At 74.8% G+C, this 18,070-nt stretch carries 19 protein-coding genes and 1 riboswitch; of the genes, 4 read left to right on the top strand and 15 right to left on the bottom strand.

Annotated elements, in window-relative coordinates:
* The first annotated feature begins 23 nt into the window (after positions 1-23).
* Together AC3EU2_RS15275 and AC3EU2_RS15270 are read left to right on the top strand one after the other, a co-directional pair.
* Positions 24-674, top strand: a complete 651-nt coding sequence (locus AC3EU2_RS15275) for a TIGR03085 family metal-binding protein (RefSeq protein WP_488177138.1) — start codon at positions 24-26, stop codon at positions 672-674.
* A gap of 76 nt (positions 675-750) precedes the next feature.
* Positions 751-1,296: a hypothetical protein gene (locus tag AC3EU2_RS15270; RefSeq protein ID WP_488177137.1), complete on the top strand. Its 546-nt coding sequence runs from the start codon at positions 751-753 to the stop codon at positions 1,294-1,296.
* Position 1,297: 1 nt separating this feature from the next.
* On the opposite strand, the gene hisF is transcribed toward AC3EU2_RS15270, so the two are convergent.
* A complete protein-coding gene (hisF, locus tag AC3EU2_RS15265) occupies positions 1,298-2,071 on the bottom strand; it encodes an imidazole glycerol phosphate synthase subunit HisF (RefSeq protein WP_488177136.1) in 774 nt (257 codons plus the stop codon).
* A 35-nt stretch (positions 2,072-2,106) separates the two neighbouring features.
* Here hisF and AC3EU2_RS15260 point away from each other — a divergent pair, with 35 nt between their 5' ends.
* Both AC3EU2_RS15260 and AC3EU2_RS15255 read left to right on the top strand, forming a co-directional pair.
* Positions 2,107-3,216 (top strand): FUSC family protein, encoded by a 1,110-nt coding sequence (locus AC3EU2_RS15260; RefSeq protein ID WP_488177135.1) that lies wholly within the window; start codon positions 2,107-2,109, stop codon positions 3,214-3,216.
* A gap of 10 nt (positions 3,217-3,226) precedes the next feature.
* Positions 3,227-5,125 carry an MFS transporter gene (locus AC3EU2_RS15255; protein ID WP_488177134.1) on the top strand — a complete coding sequence of 633 codons (1,899 nt, stop codon included), beginning with the start codon at positions 3,227-3,229 and terminating at the stop codon, positions 5,123-5,125.
* A 160-nt stretch (positions 5,126-5,285) separates the two neighbouring features.
* On the opposite strand, the gene AC3EU2_RS15250 is transcribed toward AC3EU2_RS15255, so the two are convergent.
* The 14 genes from AC3EU2_RS15250 to AC3EU2_RS15185 form a co-directional block, all read right to left on the bottom strand.
* Positions 5,286-5,738: a PH domain-containing protein gene (locus tag AC3EU2_RS15250; RefSeq protein ID WP_488177133.1), complete on the bottom strand. Its 453-nt coding sequence runs from the start codon at positions 5,736-5,738 to the stop codon at positions 5,286-5,288.
* Positions 5,726-6,571 (bottom strand): ATP phosphoribosyltransferase, encoded by an 846-nt coding sequence (hisG, locus tag AC3EU2_RS15245; protein ID WP_488177132.1) that lies wholly within the window; start codon positions 6,569-6,571, stop codon positions 5,726-5,728. Before hisG ends, AC3EU2_RS15250 begins: the two co-directional genes overlap by 13 nt.
* 14 nt (positions 6,572-6,585) lie before the next feature.
* Positions 6,586-6,849: a phosphoribosyl-ATP diphosphatase gene (locus AC3EU2_RS15240; RefSeq protein ID WP_488177131.1), complete on the bottom strand. Its 264-nt coding sequence runs from the start codon at positions 6,847-6,849 to the stop codon at positions 6,586-6,588.
* Complete coding sequence (gene ribH / locus AC3EU2_RS15235; RefSeq protein WP_488177130.1) at positions 6,846-7,328, bottom strand: 6,7-dimethyl-8-ribityllumazine synthase; 483 nt, start codon at positions 7,326-7,328, stop codon at positions 6,846-6,848. The genes AC3EU2_RS15240 and ribH overlap by 4 nt, the downstream gene beginning before the upstream one ends.
* Positions 7,325-8,554, bottom strand: coding sequence for a 3,4-dihydroxy-2-butanone-4-phosphate synthase (gene ribB, locus AC3EU2_RS15230; protein WP_488177129.1), 1,230 nt, complete (start codon positions 8,552-8,554; stop codon positions 7,325-7,327). The genes ribH and ribB overlap by 4 nt, the downstream gene beginning before the upstream one ends.
* Positions 8,551-9,252, bottom strand: a complete 702-nt coding sequence (gene pnuC, locus AC3EU2_RS15225) for a nicotinamide riboside transporter PnuC (RefSeq protein ID WP_488177128.1) — start codon at positions 9,250-9,252, stop codon at positions 8,551-8,553. The genes ribB and pnuC overlap by 4 nt, the downstream gene beginning before the upstream one ends.
* Positions 9,249-9,866, bottom strand: a complete 618-nt coding sequence (locus AC3EU2_RS15220; RefSeq protein ID WP_488177127.1) for a riboflavin synthase — start codon at positions 9,864-9,866, stop codon at positions 9,249-9,251. Before AC3EU2_RS15220 ends, pnuC begins: the two co-directional genes overlap by 4 nt.
* On the bottom strand, positions 9,866-10,891 hold the full coding sequence (gene ribD / locus AC3EU2_RS15215; RefSeq protein ID WP_488177126.1) for a bifunctional diaminohydroxyphosphoribosylaminopyrimidine deaminase/5-amino-6-(5-phosphoribosylamino)uracil reductase RibD: 1,026 nt from the start codon (positions 10,889-10,891) through the stop codon (positions 9,866-9,868). Before ribD ends, AC3EU2_RS15220 begins: the two co-directional genes overlap by 1 nt.
* A gap of 119 nt (positions 10,892-11,010) precedes the next feature.
* Positions 11,011-11,139: riboswitch (FMN riboswitch) on the bottom strand.
* Positions 11,140-11,268: 129 nt separating this feature from the next.
* Positions 11,269-11,832 (bottom strand): pentapeptide repeat-containing protein, encoded by a 564-nt coding sequence (locus AC3EU2_RS15210; protein ID WP_488177125.1) that lies wholly within the window; start codon positions 11,830-11,832, stop codon positions 11,269-11,271.
* A 2-nt stretch (positions 11,833-11,834) separates the two neighbouring features.
* Positions 11,835-12,491: a ribulose-phosphate 3-epimerase gene (rpe, locus tag AC3EU2_RS15205; protein WP_488177124.1), complete on the bottom strand. Its 657-nt coding sequence runs from the start codon at positions 12,489-12,491 to the stop codon at positions 11,835-11,837.
* Positions 12,492-12,603: 112 nt separating this feature from the next.
* A complete protein-coding gene (locus tag AC3EU2_RS15200; RefSeq protein ID WP_488177123.1) occupies positions 12,604-14,103 on the bottom strand; it encodes an RsmB/NOP family class I SAM-dependent RNA methyltransferase in 1,500 nt (499 codons plus the stop codon).
* Complete coding sequence (fmt, locus tag AC3EU2_RS15195; protein ID WP_488177122.1) at positions 14,103-15,071, bottom strand: methionyl-tRNA formyltransferase; 969 nt, start codon at positions 15,069-15,071, stop codon at positions 14,103-14,105. The genes AC3EU2_RS15200 and fmt overlap by 1 nt, the downstream gene beginning before the upstream one ends.
* A 163-nt stretch (positions 15,072-15,234) precedes the next feature.
* Positions 15,235-17,283, bottom strand: coding sequence for a primosomal protein N' family DNA-binding protein (locus AC3EU2_RS15190; RefSeq protein WP_488177121.1), 2,049 nt, complete (start codon positions 17,281-17,283; stop codon positions 15,235-15,237).
* A gap of 10 nt (positions 17,284-17,293) precedes the next feature.
* The gene (locus tag AC3EU2_RS15185) at positions 17,294-18,070 is read right to left on the bottom strand and encodes an alpha/beta fold hydrolase (protein WP_488177120.1); all 777 of its coding nucleotides are present in this window, start codon (positions 18,068-18,070) and stop codon (positions 17,294-17,296) included.

Genomic DNA, 18,070 nt, shown 5'->3' with positions numbered 1-18,070 from the left:
AGGGCAGAGGCGAGGATGGGCCCATGTCGGACACCTCCCCAGCCCTCGCCCGCCAGGAGCGCCTCGCGCTCTGCGACACCTTCGAGGCGGTGGGTCCGGACGCACCGACGCTGTGCACGCCGTGGACGACCCGCGACCTCGCGGCGCACCTCGTCGTCCGCGAGGGTCGTCCCGACCTCTCGTCGGGCATCTGGCTCCCCTTCCTCAGGGAGCGGACCGAGCGCGAGCAGGCGCGGATCGCCGCCCAGCCGTGGCCGGACCTCGTCGAGGCCGTGCGCTCGGGGCCGCCCGCGTGGCACCCGGCCCGCCTGCCCGCGATCGACAACGCGGCGAACCTCGCCGAGATGGTCGTCCACCACGAGGACGTGCTCCGCGGTGACGGCGTCCCGGGCCCGCGCCGGGTGCCCTCGGCCCACCTCGAGGCCGCATCCTGGTCGCTGCTCACCCGGATGGGCCGGCTCCTCTTCCGGCGGGTGCCCGACGGGGTGCTGCTCAGCGCCCCCGGTCGAGACGCGCTGACCGTGAGCAGCGGGGAGTCCATCGTGACGGTGACGGGAGCCCCGCTCGAACTCCTGCTCACGGCATACGGACGTCGTGGGGTCGCGGACGTCGAGGTGACCGGCCCCGAGGAGGCGGTCGCACGCTTCGGGGCCGCCCGCTTCGGCCTCTCGTGACGGCGTCCCCCTCGGGCCCCACGTCCTCACGGCGATCCGCGACGAGTTCTCGCCGTGGCTCCTCGTCCTCACCGCCGTGCTCGCCGTCGCGAGCGCCGTCACCACCTGGCAGTCGATGGGCGACGCCGGGGGGAACGGCCCGGGACTGCTCGTCCCGATCGCGGCCCCGTCGGTCGTGGCCGCGTGGGCCTGCCTCGAGCTCTTCTGGCGGGACACGGTGATGCCGCTGCCCACCCGGCTGTTCCTCGCCTGCGTCAGCGCCCCGCTGCCGGCGGCGCTGGCGAGCGCTCTCGTCGTCGGCGGCCTGAGCGCCCTGCCCGCCGCCGGGCGGACGGTCCGCGCCGCGAGCGACGCCAACGGCGGCTTCCACTACTGGTGGGACGACGGCGTGGGGGCGATCACCGGGGTGTGGACGTTCTTCGGCAGCTGGGGCATCGGCGGCGCGGCCGGGCTCGGCGTGCTGCTCGTCGTCGTGCTGCCGATCCTGTCCTGGATCCGCACCGACGAGGTGCTCGACGGGACGAGGGTCGAGCGGCACCGGCAGGGACGGGTCATCATCACCGGCGTCTACGTCGCCCTCGCGGCGGTCGTCGTCGGGCTGTTTGTGACCCACCTGCTCTGAGCTAGCGGACGGGGAGGCCCTCGGCCCGCAGCGCGTCCTTGACCTGGCCGATCGTCAGGTCGCCGAAGTGGAAGACACTGGCCGCGAGCACGGCGTCGGCACCGGCCCGCACGGCGGGTGCGAAGTGCTCCACCGCGCCGGCACCGCCGCTGGCGATGACGGGGACCGTGACCTCGCGGCGCACCCGGGCGATGAGGTCGAGGTCGAAGCCGGCCCTGGTGCCGTCGGCGTCCATCGAGTTGAGCAGGATCTCGCCGGCGCCGAGCCCGGCCGCGCGGACGCACCACTCCACCGCGTCGAGCCCCGTGCCGGTCCGCCCGCCGTGGGTGGTCACCTCGACGTCGTCGGTGGGCCTGCCGTCGTCGCCCGGACGCCGCCGCACGTCGGCCGACAGGACGAGCACCTGCGACCCGAAGCGGTCCGCGGTCTCCGTGATGAGCTCGGGCCGCGCGATGGCGGCCGTGTTGACACCGACCTTGTCGGCGCCGCTGCGCAGCAGGCGGTCGACGTCGTCGACGGTGCGCACTCCCCCGCCGACGGTGAGCGGGATGAAGACCTGCTCGGCCGTGCGGCGCACGACGTCGTAGGTCGTCGCCCGGTCCCCGCTGCTCGCCGTGACGTCGAGGAAGGTGAGCTCGTCGGCGCCCTGCTCGCCGTAGCTGCGGGCGAGCTCGACGGGATCCCCGGCGTCGCGGAGGTTCTCGAAGTTCACGCCCTTGACCACCCGCCCGGCGTCGACGTCGAGGCAGGGGATGACACGGATGGCGACACTCACGCGGGCAGGCTATCCGGCAGGGGATGATGCCGGGTATGCCGTCCGCCAGCGACCTGCCCGCCCGCGTCGCCGCGCGGTCGCGCTCCGAGGCGCGGGACCGCACCACGAGGGTCGCGGCCCGGATGGCCTTCATCGTCCAGTGCGGCGTCGGGGCGGCGCTGGCGTGGTGGCTCGCGAACGACGTCTTCGACCACACGCTGCCCTTCTTCGCGCCGGTGACCGCGATCATCACGCTGGGCATGTCCTACGGCCAGCGGGTCCGGCGCGCCGCCGACGTCATGGTCGGTGTCGCCATCGGGGTCCTCATCGGCGACCTGTTCGCCCACGTCTTCGGGACCGGGATCCTCCAGCTGCTCGTCGTCGTCGTGCTCGCGATGACGATCGCGTCGCTGTTCGGCGCCGGCCTGCTCATCACCATCCAGGCGGGCGTGCAGTCCGCCATCATCACGACCCTCGTGGCCGCACCCGGGCAGGCCTTCACCCGGTGGCTCGACGCCGTCATCGGGGGCGGGGTCGCCCTCGTCATCAGCGTCCTCGTCCCGGCGACCGGGCTGCAGCGGCCGCGGCAGCGCGCCGCGCTCGTGGTGCAGGAGATCGGGGGCATCCTCGCCGACACCGTGACGGCCCTGAGGACCGAGGACGAGGAGCTCGCCCGGCGCACCCTGGCCCGGGCCCGGGCCTCGGAGTCGATGCTCGCCGACCTCCGCTCGCTCTCGGCCGAGGGCGTCGCCGTCGTCCGGCTCTCACCGTTCCGCCGCCGTCACCTGCCCGGGGTCCAGGCGGTCGCCGACCTGCTCGAGCCGCTCGACCGCGCGATCCGCAACCTGCGGGTGCTCGTGCGCCGGGCCGCCACCGGGGTGCGGCGCGACGAGGTCGTGCCGCCGGCCTACGTCGACCTCGTCGAGGACCTCTCGCGCTCGTGCGACGACATCGCCCGGCAGCTGCACGAGCGGCAGCAGCCGCTCACCGCGCGGGCCGGGCTCGAGCGGCTGGGACAGCGCAGCGTCCTGCCCGACCCCCACGCCGGCCTCTCGGGCGAGGTCATCCGCGGGCAGGTCCGCTCCATGGTCGTCGACCTGCTCGTGCTCACCGGCCTGACCGTCGAGGAGGCGACCACCCACGTCCCGGTGTCGCCCTCACCCTAGGGTTGCCGTCGTGGAGACGGTGCTGCCCCAGGACCTGGTGGACCGGGTGAGGAGCCTCGTCGACGAGCGCGGCCCCCGGTGCGGTCCCGTGGCGGTCGTCGCCGTCGACGGACCCAGCGGCTCCGGCAAGACGACCCTCGCCGCCGGGCTCGCCCGCGACCTGGGAGCCGGGCTCCTCCACGTCGACGACATGCACCAGGGGTGGACCGGACTGGCGAGCACCGTCGCCCTGACGCAGGGCTCTCTCATCGAGGCGTGGCGGGGCGGGTCGGCGCCGAGCCACCCGACGTGGGACTGGGACCGCGACACCCGCGGCCCGGACGTGCCCGTCGACGCACCGGTGCTCGTCGTCCTCGAGGGGGTCGGGGCGTTCGCGATCGCCGGCGACCGGGCGAGCGCCACCGTCTGGGTGGACGCACCGGCGGAGGAACGCCGCAGCCGGGCGATCGCCCGCGACGGCGCGGTGTTCGCCGCGCACTGGGACGAGTGGGCCGATCAGGAGCGCCGGCTGTGGGCCACTTCCCCCGACGCCCCCGCCTCCCCCGACGTCCTCGCTTCCCGCGCGGCGCACTCGGCCCGCGACGCCGACGTCTGGATCGACACGGGTTCGTCGGCGGACGCCGCCATGTCGGTGCCGGTGCCGGTGCCGGTGCTTGTGCCGGTGTCGGCATCGTCATTGTCGGCCGGGCCGGTGCGCGTGCCACCGGCGGCGGTGTCGGCGGCGCCGGCCGGTGGTCCGTCGCTGGGGCTCGTCGTCCTCGGTGTCGTCGCCGTCTCGTTGAGCCTGCGGACGCTCATGACCGCGCTCCCGCCGCTCCTCCCCCGCATCCGCGAGGACCTCGGGCTGAGCTCGGTCTGGCTGGGCGTGCTCACGACCCTCCCGGTGCTCTGCATGGGGCTGCTCGCCCCCGCCGCGGCCCGCGTCGGGCTGCGCATCGGCGCCGCGCGCAGCATCTCCATCGCGATGGTCGCCGTCGCCGCCGGCAACCTCACCCGGGCCTTCTCGGACGAGGTCGCCGCGCTCTACCTCGGGACCCTGTGCGCCGGCGCGGGGATCGCGCTCGCCGGGACGCTGCTGCCGGGGCTCGTCAAGGGCTTCTTCCCGGCCGGGCGCGCCGGCCTCGCCACCGGCCTGCAGATGCTCGCGATGATGGGCGGCGCCGCCGTCGCCGCGGCCGTGTCCGTCCCCCTCGCCGATGCTGCCGGCGGGTGGCCGCTCGCGCTCGGGTTCTGGGGGCTCGTCGCCGTGGGCGGGGTGCTCCTGTGGCTGCCCGTCGACCGGGCCGTGCACCGCGGCGGGGACCACGACCAGCATCCGGCCGACCTCGCCCACGGGCTGCCGTGGCGCAGCAGGACCGCGTGGCTCGTCGCCGCGTTCCTCGCGGTGCAGTCGTGGCAGTTCTACTCGACCCTCGCCTGGTTCTCCCCGACCTACGTCGACCACGGCTGGGACGCGCGCGACGCCGGCTTGCTGCTCTCGGTCTTCACCGGCGCCCAGTTCGTGTCCGGGCTCGTCGGACCCTCGATCACCGACCGGGTCGGCGACTGGCGCATCCCGCTCGTCGGGGCCGGGGTGTGCGGCCTCGCCGGCCAGACCGGCGTGTGGGCCGCGCCCGACGCGGCACCGTGGCTGTGGGCGGTCCTGCTCGGGACCGCCCAGGGCGCCTCGTTCGCGATCGGGATGGTCCTGCTCGTCCGGTACGCCGTGTCACCGGCCGCCGCCGCCCAGTTCACCGCGATGGCGTTCCTCTTCTCCTACACCGTCGCCTCGCTGGGGCCGACGACGATGGGTGCGGTCCGCGACCTGTCCGGCGGGTACTCGGCGATCTGGCTCGTGCTCGCGGTGCTCATGCTCGTGCAGATCGGTGCGGCCCTCCTGCTCCACCCGGCCCGCGCCCCCGTCCGCTGACCCGTCCCCAACTCGCCAATTCCCCCGTTCGGGACACCGCGGGAGCCGCTGACGGGCTCGGGAGCCGGGTGTGGCGTCGCGAGCCGCATCGATCCGGCTCGCGACGCGACGGACGGCTCGGGAGCCGGGTCTCGGCGCGGTCAGGAGCGGTCAGGTGCGGTCAGGCGCGGCGGGAGGCGGCGATGAGCTCGGCGAGTCGCTGTGCCTCGCCGCGTGACGAGGCGCCGTCGGCCCGCTGGATGGCCATGACGGCCACGGTCTCGGTGTCACGCAGGTGGAGGGTGGCCCACGGGTCACCCTCGTCGAAGGTCACGTCCCGGATCTCGTCCCAGGCGACGTGGCGGCGCCCGACGAGGTTGCGCACGGTGAGGCCCGACTCGTCCGGGACGGCGCTGATGCTCGCCCACTGCCACAGGGCACCCGCGAGCGCGACCCCGATGACGACCATCATGACCCGGTCGGCCACGACCCAGCCGCCCTCGGCGACCCCGGAGACGAGGAGCGCGAGGACGACGAAGAGCACGAGCGAGACGACCGCCATGACGATCGCCATCAGCCGGCCGCGCCGGGACCGGAACGGCTCGGACGACACCGGCTGGGTCACAACCGGCACGCGGCGATGTCGGTGACGAGGATGGCGCGGGCGCCCATCTCGTAGAGGCGGTCCATCACCTGGTTGGTGCCCGAGCGCGGGACCATGGCGCGCACGGCCTTCCACTCGGGGTTCTGCAGGCTCGAGACCGTGGGCGACTCCAGTCCGGGCGTGATGGCGCACGCCTCGTCGACGAGCGCGGCCGGGACGTCGTAGTCGAGCATGACGTAGTGGCGGGCGGTGACGACACCGAGCAGCCGACGACGGAGCACCTCGATGGCGGCGACCTGGTCGCTGCCCTCGCGGCGGATGAGGACCGCCTCGCTGCGCAGGATCGGGTCACCGAAGACCTCGAGCCCCTGGCTGCGCAGGGTCCCGCCGGTCTCGACGACGTCGGCGATGACGTCGGCCACGCCGAGGGTGATCGCCGTCTCCACGGCACCGTCGAGGCGGACGACCTCGGCCTGGACCCCGTGCTCGGCGAGGTGCTTCTCGACGAGTCCCTGGTAGCTCGTGGCGACGCGGCGACCGGCGATGTCGGCGAGGGCGGCGACGGAACCGGGGCGGCCGGCATACCGGAAGGTCGACTGGCCGAAGCCGAGCGCCATGACCTCGGACGCGGCGCTGCCGGAGTCGAGCAGGAGGTCACGACCGGTGATGCCGCAGTCGACGGTGCCGGAGCCGACGTAGACGGCGATGTCGCGCGGGCGCAGGTAGAACAGCTCGACGCCGTTGGCCTCGTCGGTGACGACGAGCTCCTTGGCGTCGCGGCGGATCCGGTAGCCCGACTCGCGCAGCATCTCGGCGGCGGCGTCGGAGAGGGAGCCCTTGTTGGGCACGGCAATTCGCAGCATGGTGTGTCTCGGTCTCAGAGGTGGGTGTAGACGTCGTCGAGGGTCAGGCCCTTGGCGACCATGAGGACCTGCAGGTGGTAGAGCAGCTGCGAGATCTCCTCGGCGGCGCGCTCGTCGCTCTCGTGCTCGGCGGCCATCCAGACCTCCGCGGCCTCCTCGACGATCTTCTTGCCGATGGCGTGCACGCCGGCGTCGAGCTGCGCGACGGTGCCGGAGCCCTCGGGACGCGTCGCGGCCTTGTCGGTCAGCTCGGCGAACAGGGTGTCGAAGGTCTTCACGCGTCAATCGTACGAGGGGCGAGCTCGCGCAACGTCACGGCCGTGGCGACGGCGGCCATCGCCGCCTCGGCGCCCTTGTCCTCGCTCGACCCCGGCAGGCCGGCCCGGGCCAGCGCCTGCTCGGCCGTGTCGCAGGTCAGGACGCCGAAGCCGATGGGGACGCCGGTGCGGGTGCTGACGTCGGTGAGCCCGTGCGTCACGCCCGAGCAGACGTAGTCGAAGTGCGGCGTGCCACCGCGGATGACGACGCCGAGCGCGACGAGCGCGTCGTGGGTGGGCGCCAGCCGCGCGCACGCGACCGAGAGCTCGACGGTGCCGGGCACCCGGACGACCGGGACGTCGGTGAGGCCCACCTCGGCGAGCGCCGCGACGGCGCCGTCGACGAGACCGTCCATCACCGCCTTGTGCCAGCTCGCCGCGACGATGGCGACCCGGAGGCCGGCGCCGTCGGTCTCCACCAGGGGTGCTCCTGCCTTCATGCGGTCGCCTCCGTGGCGTCGTGGGTGTCGAGGACGAGGTCGTGACCGAGGCGGTCGCGCTTGGTGCGCAGGTAGGCCGCGTTCGTCGCCACCGGGGCGACCTGGAGCCGCTCGACCGTGGCGACCTCGATGCCGGCGCCGCGGACGGCGTCCACCTTGTCCGGGTTGTTGGTGAGGAGCCGGACCGTGCCGACCCCGAGGTCGTGCAGGATCGCGGTCGCCGCGGCGTAGTCGCGGGCGTCGACGGGCAGCCCCAGCTCGACCTGGGCCGCGACCGTGTCGGCCCCACCGTCCTGGACGGCATACGCGGCGATCTTGTCGGCGAGACCGACGCCACGGCCCTCGTGACCCCGCACGTAGACGACGACGCCACCCTCGCGGGCCACGCGGGCCCGGGCGCGACGCAGCTGGGGGCCGCAGTCGCACCGGGCCGAGCCGAACACGTCGCCGGTGAGGCACTCGCTGTGCAGGCGCGTGAGCACCGGCCCGGTCCCCAGGCCGCGCGGGCTGACGAGGGCGAGGTGCTCGTCCCCGGTGAGGGCGTCACGGTAGGCGTGGGCGGTGAACGTCCCGTCCTCGGTCGGCAGGGTGGTCGTCGCGTGGCGGGTCACGCGGTCGTGCCGCTGGCGGTGGCTCACGAGCTGCTCGATGGTGATGACCGGCAGGTCGTGCTCCGCGCCGAGGTCGAGGACCGCCGGGAGCCGCATCATCGTGCCGTCGTCGTGGGTCAGCTCGGCGATGGCGCCGACCGGGGCCAGGCCGGCCAGCCGGCAGAGGTCGACGGCGGCCTCGGTGTGACCGGGCCGCACGAGCACGCCGCCCTCGCGGGCCCGCAGCGGCACGACGTGGCCGGGGCGCACGAAGTCGCCGGTGCCGGCCGCCGGGTCGGCGAGGAGGCGCACGGTGAGGGCACGGTCGGCCGCGCTGATGCCCGTCGTCACGCCCTGCGCCGCGTCGACGGTGACGGTGTATGCCGTCCGCAACCGGTCCGCGTTGTCCCGCACCATGAGCGGGAGGTCGAGCCGGTCGGCCCGCGCGTCCGTCATCGGCGCGCAGACGTAGCCCGACGAGTGCCGGATGGTCCACGCCATCCACGCGTCGGTGAGCGTCTCCGCGGCGAGCACGACGTCGCCCTCGTTCTCACGGTCCTCGTCGTCGGTGACGAGGACCGGCCGCCCGGCGCGCAGTGCGACGAGGGCCTCTTCGATGCTCGAGAGGGCGCTCATGACATCGCCTCGGTCAGCTCGCGGTCGGGGTCGCGCTCCTCGCGGGAGGCCTTGAGCCACACGGTGAAGCCGTAGAGCACCAGGGCGCCGTACACGGCATACAGGACGGCGGACGGGTAGAACTTCGAGTGCCACAGCAGCGGGACGCCGACGAGGTCGACGGCGATCCACATGAGCCAGAAGTCGTTCCAGCCGCGGGCCATGGCGTACGTCGCGAGCATCGACCCGACGAAGATCCACGCGTCGCACCAGAAGTACCAGCGCGGCGCGGGCCAGGCCGCGCCGATCGTCGCGAACACCCACTGGCCGATGAGGACACCGCCGACCCAGACCCCGACGTAGCCCGCGCGCTCGCGCACGCTCGCCCAGCGGGGCGTGATGGCGGGGGCGTCGGCGCCGCGCGCCTTGCGGTGCTCCTGCCACCGCCACCAGCCGTAGACGCTGGTGAGGATGAAGAAGACCTGGCGCCCGGCCTGCCCGTAGAGGGTCTGCTGCTGGGGGTTGGCGAAGGCGACCCCGAAGAAGACGGTGAAGAGCAGGAGGTTGCCGATGATGCCGACCGGCCACGCCCAGATGCGGCGACGCATCCCACCGATCGCCGAGGCGAACCCGAAGACGTTGCCGACGACCTCGCGCCACAGGATGTGCGACGAGCCGATGGTCAGCTGGGCCTCGAAGAGACGCTCGAGCCAGTTCATGCGATGACCTCCGTGGGGGGGCGGGTGGTGAGGAGCCGCTCGACGTACTTCGCGAGCACGTCGACCTCGAGGTTGACGGCGTCACCGACCGCCCGCGACCCGAGTGTCGTGAGATCGAGGGTGGTGGGGATGAGGGAGACGCTGAACGTCGTGTCGGTCACGGCCGAGACGGTGAGGCTGACGCCGTCGACGGTGATCGAGCCCTTCTCGACGACGTAGCGGGCGAGGGTGGCGGGCAGCGTGAAGGTCACGACCTCCCAGCGGTCGCCGGGGAGGCGTTCGAGCACCGTCGCGGTGCCGTCGACGTGCCCCTGGACGATGTGGCCGCCGAAGCGGCTGGAGGCGGCCATCGCGCGCTCGAGGTTGACCGGGTCGCCGGGGCTCAGTGCACCGAGGCTGCTCCGGGACAGCGTCTCGGCCATGACGTCGACGGTGAACCACCCCGCGTCGGTGTCGTGCTCGACGACGGTGAGGCAGACGCCGTTGACGGAGATCGAGGCCCCGTGGACGGCGTCGCTCGTCACGAGCGGACCGGTGAGGGTCAGGCGGGCCGACGCCTCGCCCGGTGTCACGTCGCGGACTAGCCCGAGCTCTTCGACGATGCCGGTGAACATCAGAGGGTCTCCTGGAGGGTGGCGGTGATGCGGATGTCGTGGCCGACGACGCGGGTGTCGGTGGGTTCGAGCCGGAGGGCGTCGGCCATGGTCGTGATGCCGAGGTCGCTGACCGACGGCCGTCCGCGCCCGAGGAGGACGGGCGCGACGTAGGCGACGATCTCGTCGACGAGGCCGTCGGCCATGAACGCGGCGGCGACGGTCGGGCCGCCCTCGAGCCAGACGTGGTGGATCTCGCGGCCGGCGAGCGCGGTGAGCACCTCCCGCGGGTTGCGGGTGCGCAGGTGCAGCGTCTCGGCGGAATCGTCGAACAGCCGTGCGTCGGTCGGGAGGTCACGCTGGCCCATGACGACGCGCAGCGGCTGGCGCTCGTGCAGCGAGCCGTCGGGGAGGCGGACGGTCAGCCGGGGGTTGTCGTTGAGCGCGGTGCCGGTGCCGATGAGGATCGCCCCGCACCCGGCCCGTTGCTCGTGCACGTCGGCGCGGGCCTCCGGGCCGGTGATCCACTGGCTGGTGCCGTCGGCGGCGGCGCTGCGGCCGTCGAGGGTCGTCGCGAGCTTCCACGTGACCCACGGGCGGCCGGTCCTCTTGAGGTGCAGCCAGGTGCGGTTGAGCGCCTCCGCCTCCTGCTGGAGGACACCGACCTCGGTGGCGACGCCCTGCTCCGCCAGCCACCGCGCACCCCCGGCGGCCGACGCGTTCGGGTCGGGGACGGCATACACGACGCGGGTGATGCCGGCGGCAGCGAGCGCGCGCGAGCACGGCTCGGTGCGGCCGGTGTGGTGGCACGGCTCGAGGGTGACGTGGGCGGTGCAGCCGTCGACCCGCTCGCCGGCCGCGGCCAGTGCGGCGGCCTCCGCGTGCGGGGTGCCGGCGCCGCGGTGCCATCCCTCGGCGACGAGCGTGCCGTCCGGGGAGACGATGACGCACCCGACGCGCGGGTTGGGGTCGGCCTCGGGGCCGTTCGCGGCGAGCTCGAGGGCGCGCAGCATCCACTGTGCGTCGGTCGTGCTCGGCTGCTGCATCGTCCTGCCCTCGTGCTCGAGACCTGTGGGTCGAGCTCCGGGGGACGTGCGTGCGGGCGGGCACCGCCGCCGCCACGGAAGGTGACGTCGGACGGCGCGACCCCGAAGGGTCCCGCTGTCGCGTGCTGCCTACCATCCGGACTCTCACCGTCGGTCTGGGAGTTCCACCCAGTCAACCGGCCGCTGGCTGCGGTCGGGTCGCGGACTGTCACCGCCGGTTCGGAATTGCACCGACCCCGGAGCACGTCGTCTCTCAGTATGCCGCAGCCGCACCCGCGCGCGAATCGGTGTCCATCGTGACGTCCCCCACGCCCCCGCCGCCTCGTGTGCCTCAGCGCGGGTCCTGGCTCGCGCTCAGGCACACGAGGCCGGGGGTATCAGGTGATGGTGACGCCGAACGGGGCCAGCAGGCCGGGGGTCGCGTCGAGGTCGAGGCGCGCGCCCTTGAGGCGGTTCTCGCGCGGGTCGAGCGCGAGGCCGCGGGTGCCGCGCAGGTCCGCGTCGCGCAGGTCGCTCGCCGCGAACCTCGCGCCGGACAGCTCCGACCCGGTGAGGACGGCCCGACGCAGGTCGGCCTCGCTGAAGTCGACGTCGGTGAGGACGCAGTCCGCAAAGGTGAAGCCGGTGAGGTCGAGCCCGGCGAAGGTTGACCCGTCGAGGCGGCACCGCTCGAAGCGCAGCGGCTGGGCCAGCATCGACCCGGCCCCCGTCACGGTCCAGTTGACGGCGAGCATCTTGCAGCCGACGAAGGCGCAGTCGACGAAGCGGGTGTCGGTGAGACGCGTCATCGACAGGTTGCAGCCCGTGAAGGTGCAGTCCTCGAAGACCGAGTCGACGACCGCGGCGCTCTCCCAGCTCAGCCCGGCCAGCTCCTGCCCGAGCACGTCTCGGCCGCGCAGGACCTCGCCGGCCGCGAGGGAGGTGACGTCGTCGGTGGCCACGCTCAGTGGCGGTGCTTGGCGGCGAGCGCGCGTAGCTCGTCGACGGCGGCTGCGGCGGACTCGGCCCCGTAGACCGCCGACCCGGCGACGAAGACGTCGGCGCCCGCCTCGGCGCACTGCTCGATCGTCGAGGCCGACACCCCACCGTCGACCTGGATCCAGACCTGGCCGCCGTGCTTGTCGACGGCGGCGCGCACCTCGGCGACCTTGGGCATCTGGTCGGCCATGAACGACTGCCCACCGAACCCGGGCTCGACCGTCATGACGAGCACCATGTCGAGCTCCGGCAGCAGCTCGGCCCAGGGCGCCCACGGGGTGCCCGGCTTGATCGCCATGCCGGCCCGCGCCCCGGCGGCACGCAGCGTGCGTGCGAGGGTCCGGGGGTCACGGGCGGCCTCGGCGTGGAACGTCACCGACTGGGCGCCGGCCTCCGCGTACGCCGGGGCCCACCGGTCGGGGTCCTCGATCATGAGGTGGCAGTCGATCGGGATCGGCGAGACCTTGAGCAGCGCCTCGACGACGGGGAGCCCCAGCGTGAGGTTGGGGACGAAGTGGTTGTCCATGACGTCGACGTGGGCCCAGTCGGCGTTCGAGATCGCGTCGAGCTCGGAGCGGAGGTCGGCGAAGTCGGCGGAGAGGATCGACGGTGAGATCTGCACGGCGCTCACCCTAGCGACGCGACCGCCCCGCCCCCCACCCCCGGGTGCAGCGTCTGCGTCGATGGTCGAGAACCTCACCATCCGCGCAGACGCAAGCGGGGGTGGTGCGGGGTCAGGACGTCTTGCGCAGCAGGGTGAAGTACATCGCGTCGGTGCCGTGGACGTGCGGCCACAGCTGGACGGCGGGCCCGTCGCCGAGGTCGTGCAGCACCTCGCCCGAGGCGTCCCGGAAGAGGTCCCGCGCATCGACGACCTCGACGTCGTCGCGCTTCTTGAGCACGTCGCGGACGACGAAGGTCGTCTCCGCCGGGTGCGGGCTGCACGTCGCGTAGCCGACGAGCCCGCCGGGCGCGACGGCGTCGAGGGCGCTGCGCAGCAGGTCGCGCTGGAGCGGTCCGAGCTGGGCGAGGTCACCGGGCTGGCGGCGCCAGCGCGCCTCGGGGCGGCGGCGGAGCGCACCGAGTCCGGTGCACGGGGCGTCGACGAGGACCTTGCCGTATGCCGCGGGCTCGGCCTCCCCGACCGCGCGGCCGTCCGTGGTGCGCACCTCCACCCGCCGGCCCGCGTGGGCGGCGCGGGCGATGAGCGGCTCGAGGGTGCCGCGGACGAGGTCGGCCCGGTGCTCGCTGATCTCGACCGCGACGAGGTCGGCGCCGGCGTCGAGCGCGAGCGCGCCGAGCACGCCGGCCTTGCCCCCCGGTCCGGCGCAGAGGTCGAGCCAGCGGTTCGGGACGTCGGGGCCGACCGGGGCCGAGGCGAGGGCGACGGCCAGCAGCTGGGACCCCTCGTCCTGGACGGCCGCCCGTCGCTCGCGCACGGCCCGGATCGCGCCGGGGTCACCGCCCTCGAGGACTGCGCCGAACGGCGACGTGGGGCTGGCGGTGGCACCGGCCCGCACGAGCTCGTCGACCGTCGCGAGGCCGGGACGCGCGACGAGGCTCACCTTGGCCGGGGTGTTGTCGCTCTCGAGGAGCTCGCGCAGCTCCGCGTCTACCGTCGCGCCGGTCGCCCGGCCGTGCCCGACGAGGGCGCCGCGCAGGGCGCTGACCACCCACTCCGGGTGCGAGTACTCGATGGCGAGCGCCGCGGTGGACCCGTCGGTGGGCACCACCTCGACGACCCACTCCTCACGCGTCCGCTCGCTGATCCGGCGCATCACGGCGTTGACAAAGCCGCTGGCCCCCGCGCCGCTCACGGTGCGCGCGAGCCCCACGGTCTGGTCGGCCGCCGCGTGGGACGGCACCCGCATCCCGAGGAGCTGGTGGGCGCCGAGCCGCAGGACGTCGAGCACCCCGCTGTCGATCTTCGCGGTGGGGCGGTCGGCCGCGCGCTCGACGACGGCGTCGTAGAAACCCTGCATCCGCAGCGTGCCGAACGCGAGCTCGGTGGCGAACGCCGCGTCGCGCGAGTCGAGGCGGTGCCGCCGGATGATGGCGGGGAGCTCGAGGTTGGCGTAGGCGCCCTCGTCGACGGCGCGCAGGAGCGTGTATGCCGTCAGCCGCGCCGGTTCCGCGTGCTTGGACCGCTCGCTCGGCTTCTGCCGCGACCGTTGGCTGCCCCGGGGGCCGCCGTTCGGTCGGCGGTCCGGGCGGGGTCGGTCGGGTGCGGGCATCAGGTCAGCGTAGTGGCGAGGCCGAGGACCTCACCGCCGGTGATCCGGACCCCTCGGGCCCAGTCGGCGGCCGCCATCGGCTTCTTGCCGGGCGGGCGGACCCGGCCCAGCGTGACGACCCCGGACGCCGTCCCCACGTGGACGGCCTGCTTCGTCGCGTGCAGCTCCCCGGGCGCGAGGTCCGGCGACCCGTCGGGACCGGCGGGGTCCGCAGGCCCCGCGAGGGCGACCGGCTCGACCCCGAGCCGTTCGCCGCGGAACGTCGTCCACGCCCCGGGTGCGGGCGTGCACCCGCGGACGTGACGGCTGACGGCATACGCCGGGACGCCCCAGGGGATCTCGGCGTCGGCGGTCGTGAGCTTCGCGGCGTGCGAGACGCCCTCGGCCGGCTGCGGCAGCGGGGTGAGGTCACCGCTGGCGAGCCCGTCCATCGTCGCGACGAGCAGCCCGGCGCCGGCGTGGGCGAGCCGGTCGAGGAGGCTGCCGGAGGTGTCGTCGGGGCGGATCGTCTCGGTCATGAGACCGAGGACCGGACCGGTGTCGAGGCCCTGCTCGATGACGAAGGTCGTCGCCCCGGTCGTCTCGTCGCCGGCCATGATCGCGCGCTGCACGGGCGCCGCCCCCCGCCAGGCCGGGAGGACCGAGAAGTGCAGGTTGACCCAGCCGTGGGTCGGGATGTCGAGGACCTCGGGCGGCAGCAGGGCGCCGTAGGCGACCACGGGGCAGGCGTCGGGCGCGATCTCGCGCAGCCGGGCCTGGAAGTCCGGGTCGCGGGGCGACGCGGGGGTGAGGACCTCGATGCCCCGCTCCAGCGCGAGCGCCTTGACCGGGGACGGGTGCAGGGTGCGACCCCGCCCGGCGCGGGCGTCCGGTCGGGTGAGGACCGCGACGACGTCGTGCTCGGAGGCGATGAGGGCCTCGAGCGCGGGGACGGCGGTCTCGGGGGTGCCGGCAAAGACCAGCCTCATCGGGTGCACCGGTCCTGGTTCGTCACGGGCGCCAGTGTAGGAGCCCGCCCGATCCGGTTCGCGAACCGTGTGGTGCGTCGCGAACCGGATCGAACCGGTTGACGAGCGCCGGCGCGGTTCGCGAACCGTCCTGGTCGCGGGCGTCGGCGGGGGTCACCGGGCGTCAGCGCGCGGGGTCGCGCGGGTCGAGGCGGGCCGTCACCTGCTGGGTCTCCTTGCGGGCCGACCGGCGGGCGCGCATGGCGGCCACCTCGGCGGCCAGGGCCGGACCGTCGGCCAGTGGCGCGGTGAGGACCATCCGCTCGGTCTCGACGTCGAGCGGCAGCGGGCCGAGGACCCGCACCGACACCCCCAGCCGCATCTCGGACACCGCCGACTGGAGCGCCGCACGTGCCCCGGTCAACGTCGCGACGCGGGCCGCGGGAGGCAGGCCGAGCTCGACCCGCTCGACGAGCTCGCGCTCGGCGAACCAGGCCGGGTCCCAGCGGACGAGGGCCTCGAGGGCCGGCACGGTCGTGTGCGTCGGCGTCCCGGCGAGGACGGCCACTCCCCCGTCGGCGGCTCCCCGCGTGAGCCCCACCGCACCCATCCACCGGCGCAGCGACTCCTCGGCGGCGTCGAGCGACGGGCGGTCGAGCAGCGCCCAGGCGTCGAGGAGGAGGCACGCGGCGTACCCGCCCTCGGCGACCGGCTCGGCCCCGGGCGTCGAGATGACGAGCCGGGGTCGGGCGTCGATCCGGTCGACGACGGCACCGGAGCCCGAGGTGGCCAGCGGCACCCCGGGGAAGGCCCGGCCGAGCTCCTCGGCCGTGCGCCGGGCCCCGACGACGGAGGAGCGCAGCCGCGGCGAGCCGCAGTGGGAGCACTCGAAGCGGGTCTCCACGGCGCCGCACCAGCGACACGTCGGGGGCTGACCGGGGCCGCGCAGCCCGAGCGGTCCGGCGCAGACCCGGCACCGGGCCGGGCGCCGGCAGTCCTGGCACGACAGCGACGGGAGGTAGCCGCGGCGCGGGACCTGGACGAGCACGGGCCCGCGGGTCAGCGCCTCCTTGGCGACCTGCCACGCGGCCGAGGGGAGGTGGGCCCGCGCTGCCGCCGGGTCCCGGGCGAGGTCGGACCCCTCACCCGCGACGCGGACCCGGGCGACGACCTTGCGCAGCACCGGCCGCTCCACCTCGAGCGGGACGACGACGCCCTCCGCGGCCCACTGGGCGACGGCGGTGGTCCGGGTGAAGCCGGCACCGAGCAGCGCCGCGCCCTCGAGGCCGGCCCGCAACCGGGCCACCTCCCGCACCGTCGGGTAGGGCGAACGCGGCTCGTCGTGCAGGTCGTCGCCGTCGTCCCACCACGCGACGAGCCCGAGGTCGTGCACCGGCGCGAAGGCGGCTGCGCGGGTCCCCACGACGACGCGCACGTGACCGCGCAGGACCTTGAGGTATGCCGTGTAGCGCGCCTGCGGTCCCTGGTCGGCCGTGAGGCGCACGTGGTGGCCCTTGCCGAGGCGCTCGGTGAGGGCCTCCTCGACCCGGGCGACGTCGCGCCCGTCGGGGACGACGAGCACGGCGCCACGTCCGCCGGCGAGCGCCGCGGCTGCGGCGTCGGCGAGCAGGCGCGGCCAGTCCGTGGCGGGGTCGACCGACGGCGCGGCGAGCAGCGACGCGGCGGGGTCCCCACCCGAGGTGAGGCGGGCGAGGAAGGCGGGCCCGCCGGCATACCTCCCCCAGGCCGGCGACGCGTGGGCCGGGACGTCGTCGGCCTCCGCGGCCTCGGCCGGCAGCGCCTTCTCGGCGGCCGCGTGCCGGGGCGGCACGGCGAGCCGGAGCACGTCACCGACGGCTCCGCCGTAGCGCTCGGCGACGGCCCGCGCGAGGGCGAGGACCGCGGGCGTGAGGACGGGCTCGGGCGACACGACGCGGCGGATCGTCGCGAGGTGCCCGTCGTGGTCGGCGAAGGCGGCCCGCGCGACGACGAACCCGTCGAGGTCCTGCCCGGCGAAGCGCACCTTGACGCGCGCACCCGCGACGACCTCCGCGGTGGCGTCGGCGGGCACGAGGTACTCGAACGGGCGGTCGAGGTGGGCCAGGCCGGTGTCGACGAGGACCGAGGCCACCGGGTCGGTCTCGGCGACGGCCACGCCCTCGCGCCGCGTGGGTCGGGTGCGGGCCGCCGGCTGGATCAGCGCCAGCTGCGTCCCCTCACCGACCTCGCCCATGCGGCCGAAACTAGTCGACGGTGGAGACAGGCACTCGACCCAGGCGGTCGAGGAGGAGGTCCGCCATCGCGTCCGGGCGCTCGAGCGCCGGCAGGTGCCCGGCCCACGCCAGCTCGACCAGCTCGGCGCCCGGGATCTCGCGGGCGAGCAGGGTCGCGACGTCGCGGTGGTGAGCCACGTCGTGTGCGCCGGAGACGACGAGGGTCGGCACACCGAGCGTGGTCGGGTCCACCTCGACGCGTTCGGGCCGGGGGCCCGGATCGAGCAGGTCCGCCGCGAGCTGCACCTCGAAGGCCCGCCGCTGCATCCGGGCGAGGTCGGCCCGGACGTCGGACGACGCCTCGGGGCCCAGCCAGAACTCGACGTTGAGCTCGACGGCCGCCTCGACGTCACCGGCCTCGAGCAGCTCGTCCTCGCGGGCACCGAAGGCGAGGACGTGAGGGTCGGTGACCTCGAGCCCGCGGTACGCCGGACACACGAGGACGAGCGAGTGGACCCGCTCGGGGTGACGTGCCGCCAGCTCCAGCGCGACGCGGCCGCCGAACGAGGCCCCGACGACGGTCGCCGACGCGATGCCGAGGGCGTCGAGGAGGTGCACGACGTCGTCGGCGTCCGCGTAGGCCTCGCCCGGGAGGGGCGTGTCCCCGAACCCGCGCAGGTCCGGGCGCACCACCCGGTGCGTCGCCTCCAGCCCGGCGCCGACGGCGGCCCACATCCCGCGGTCGGCGACGCCGGCGTGGAGGAGCACGACGGCGGGACCGAACCCAACGTCGTCGTGGGCGAGCAC

This window comes from Knoellia sp. B-D-2 (assembly GCF_057714695.1).
This window is presented reverse-complemented; position numbering and strand designations above follow the sequence as displayed.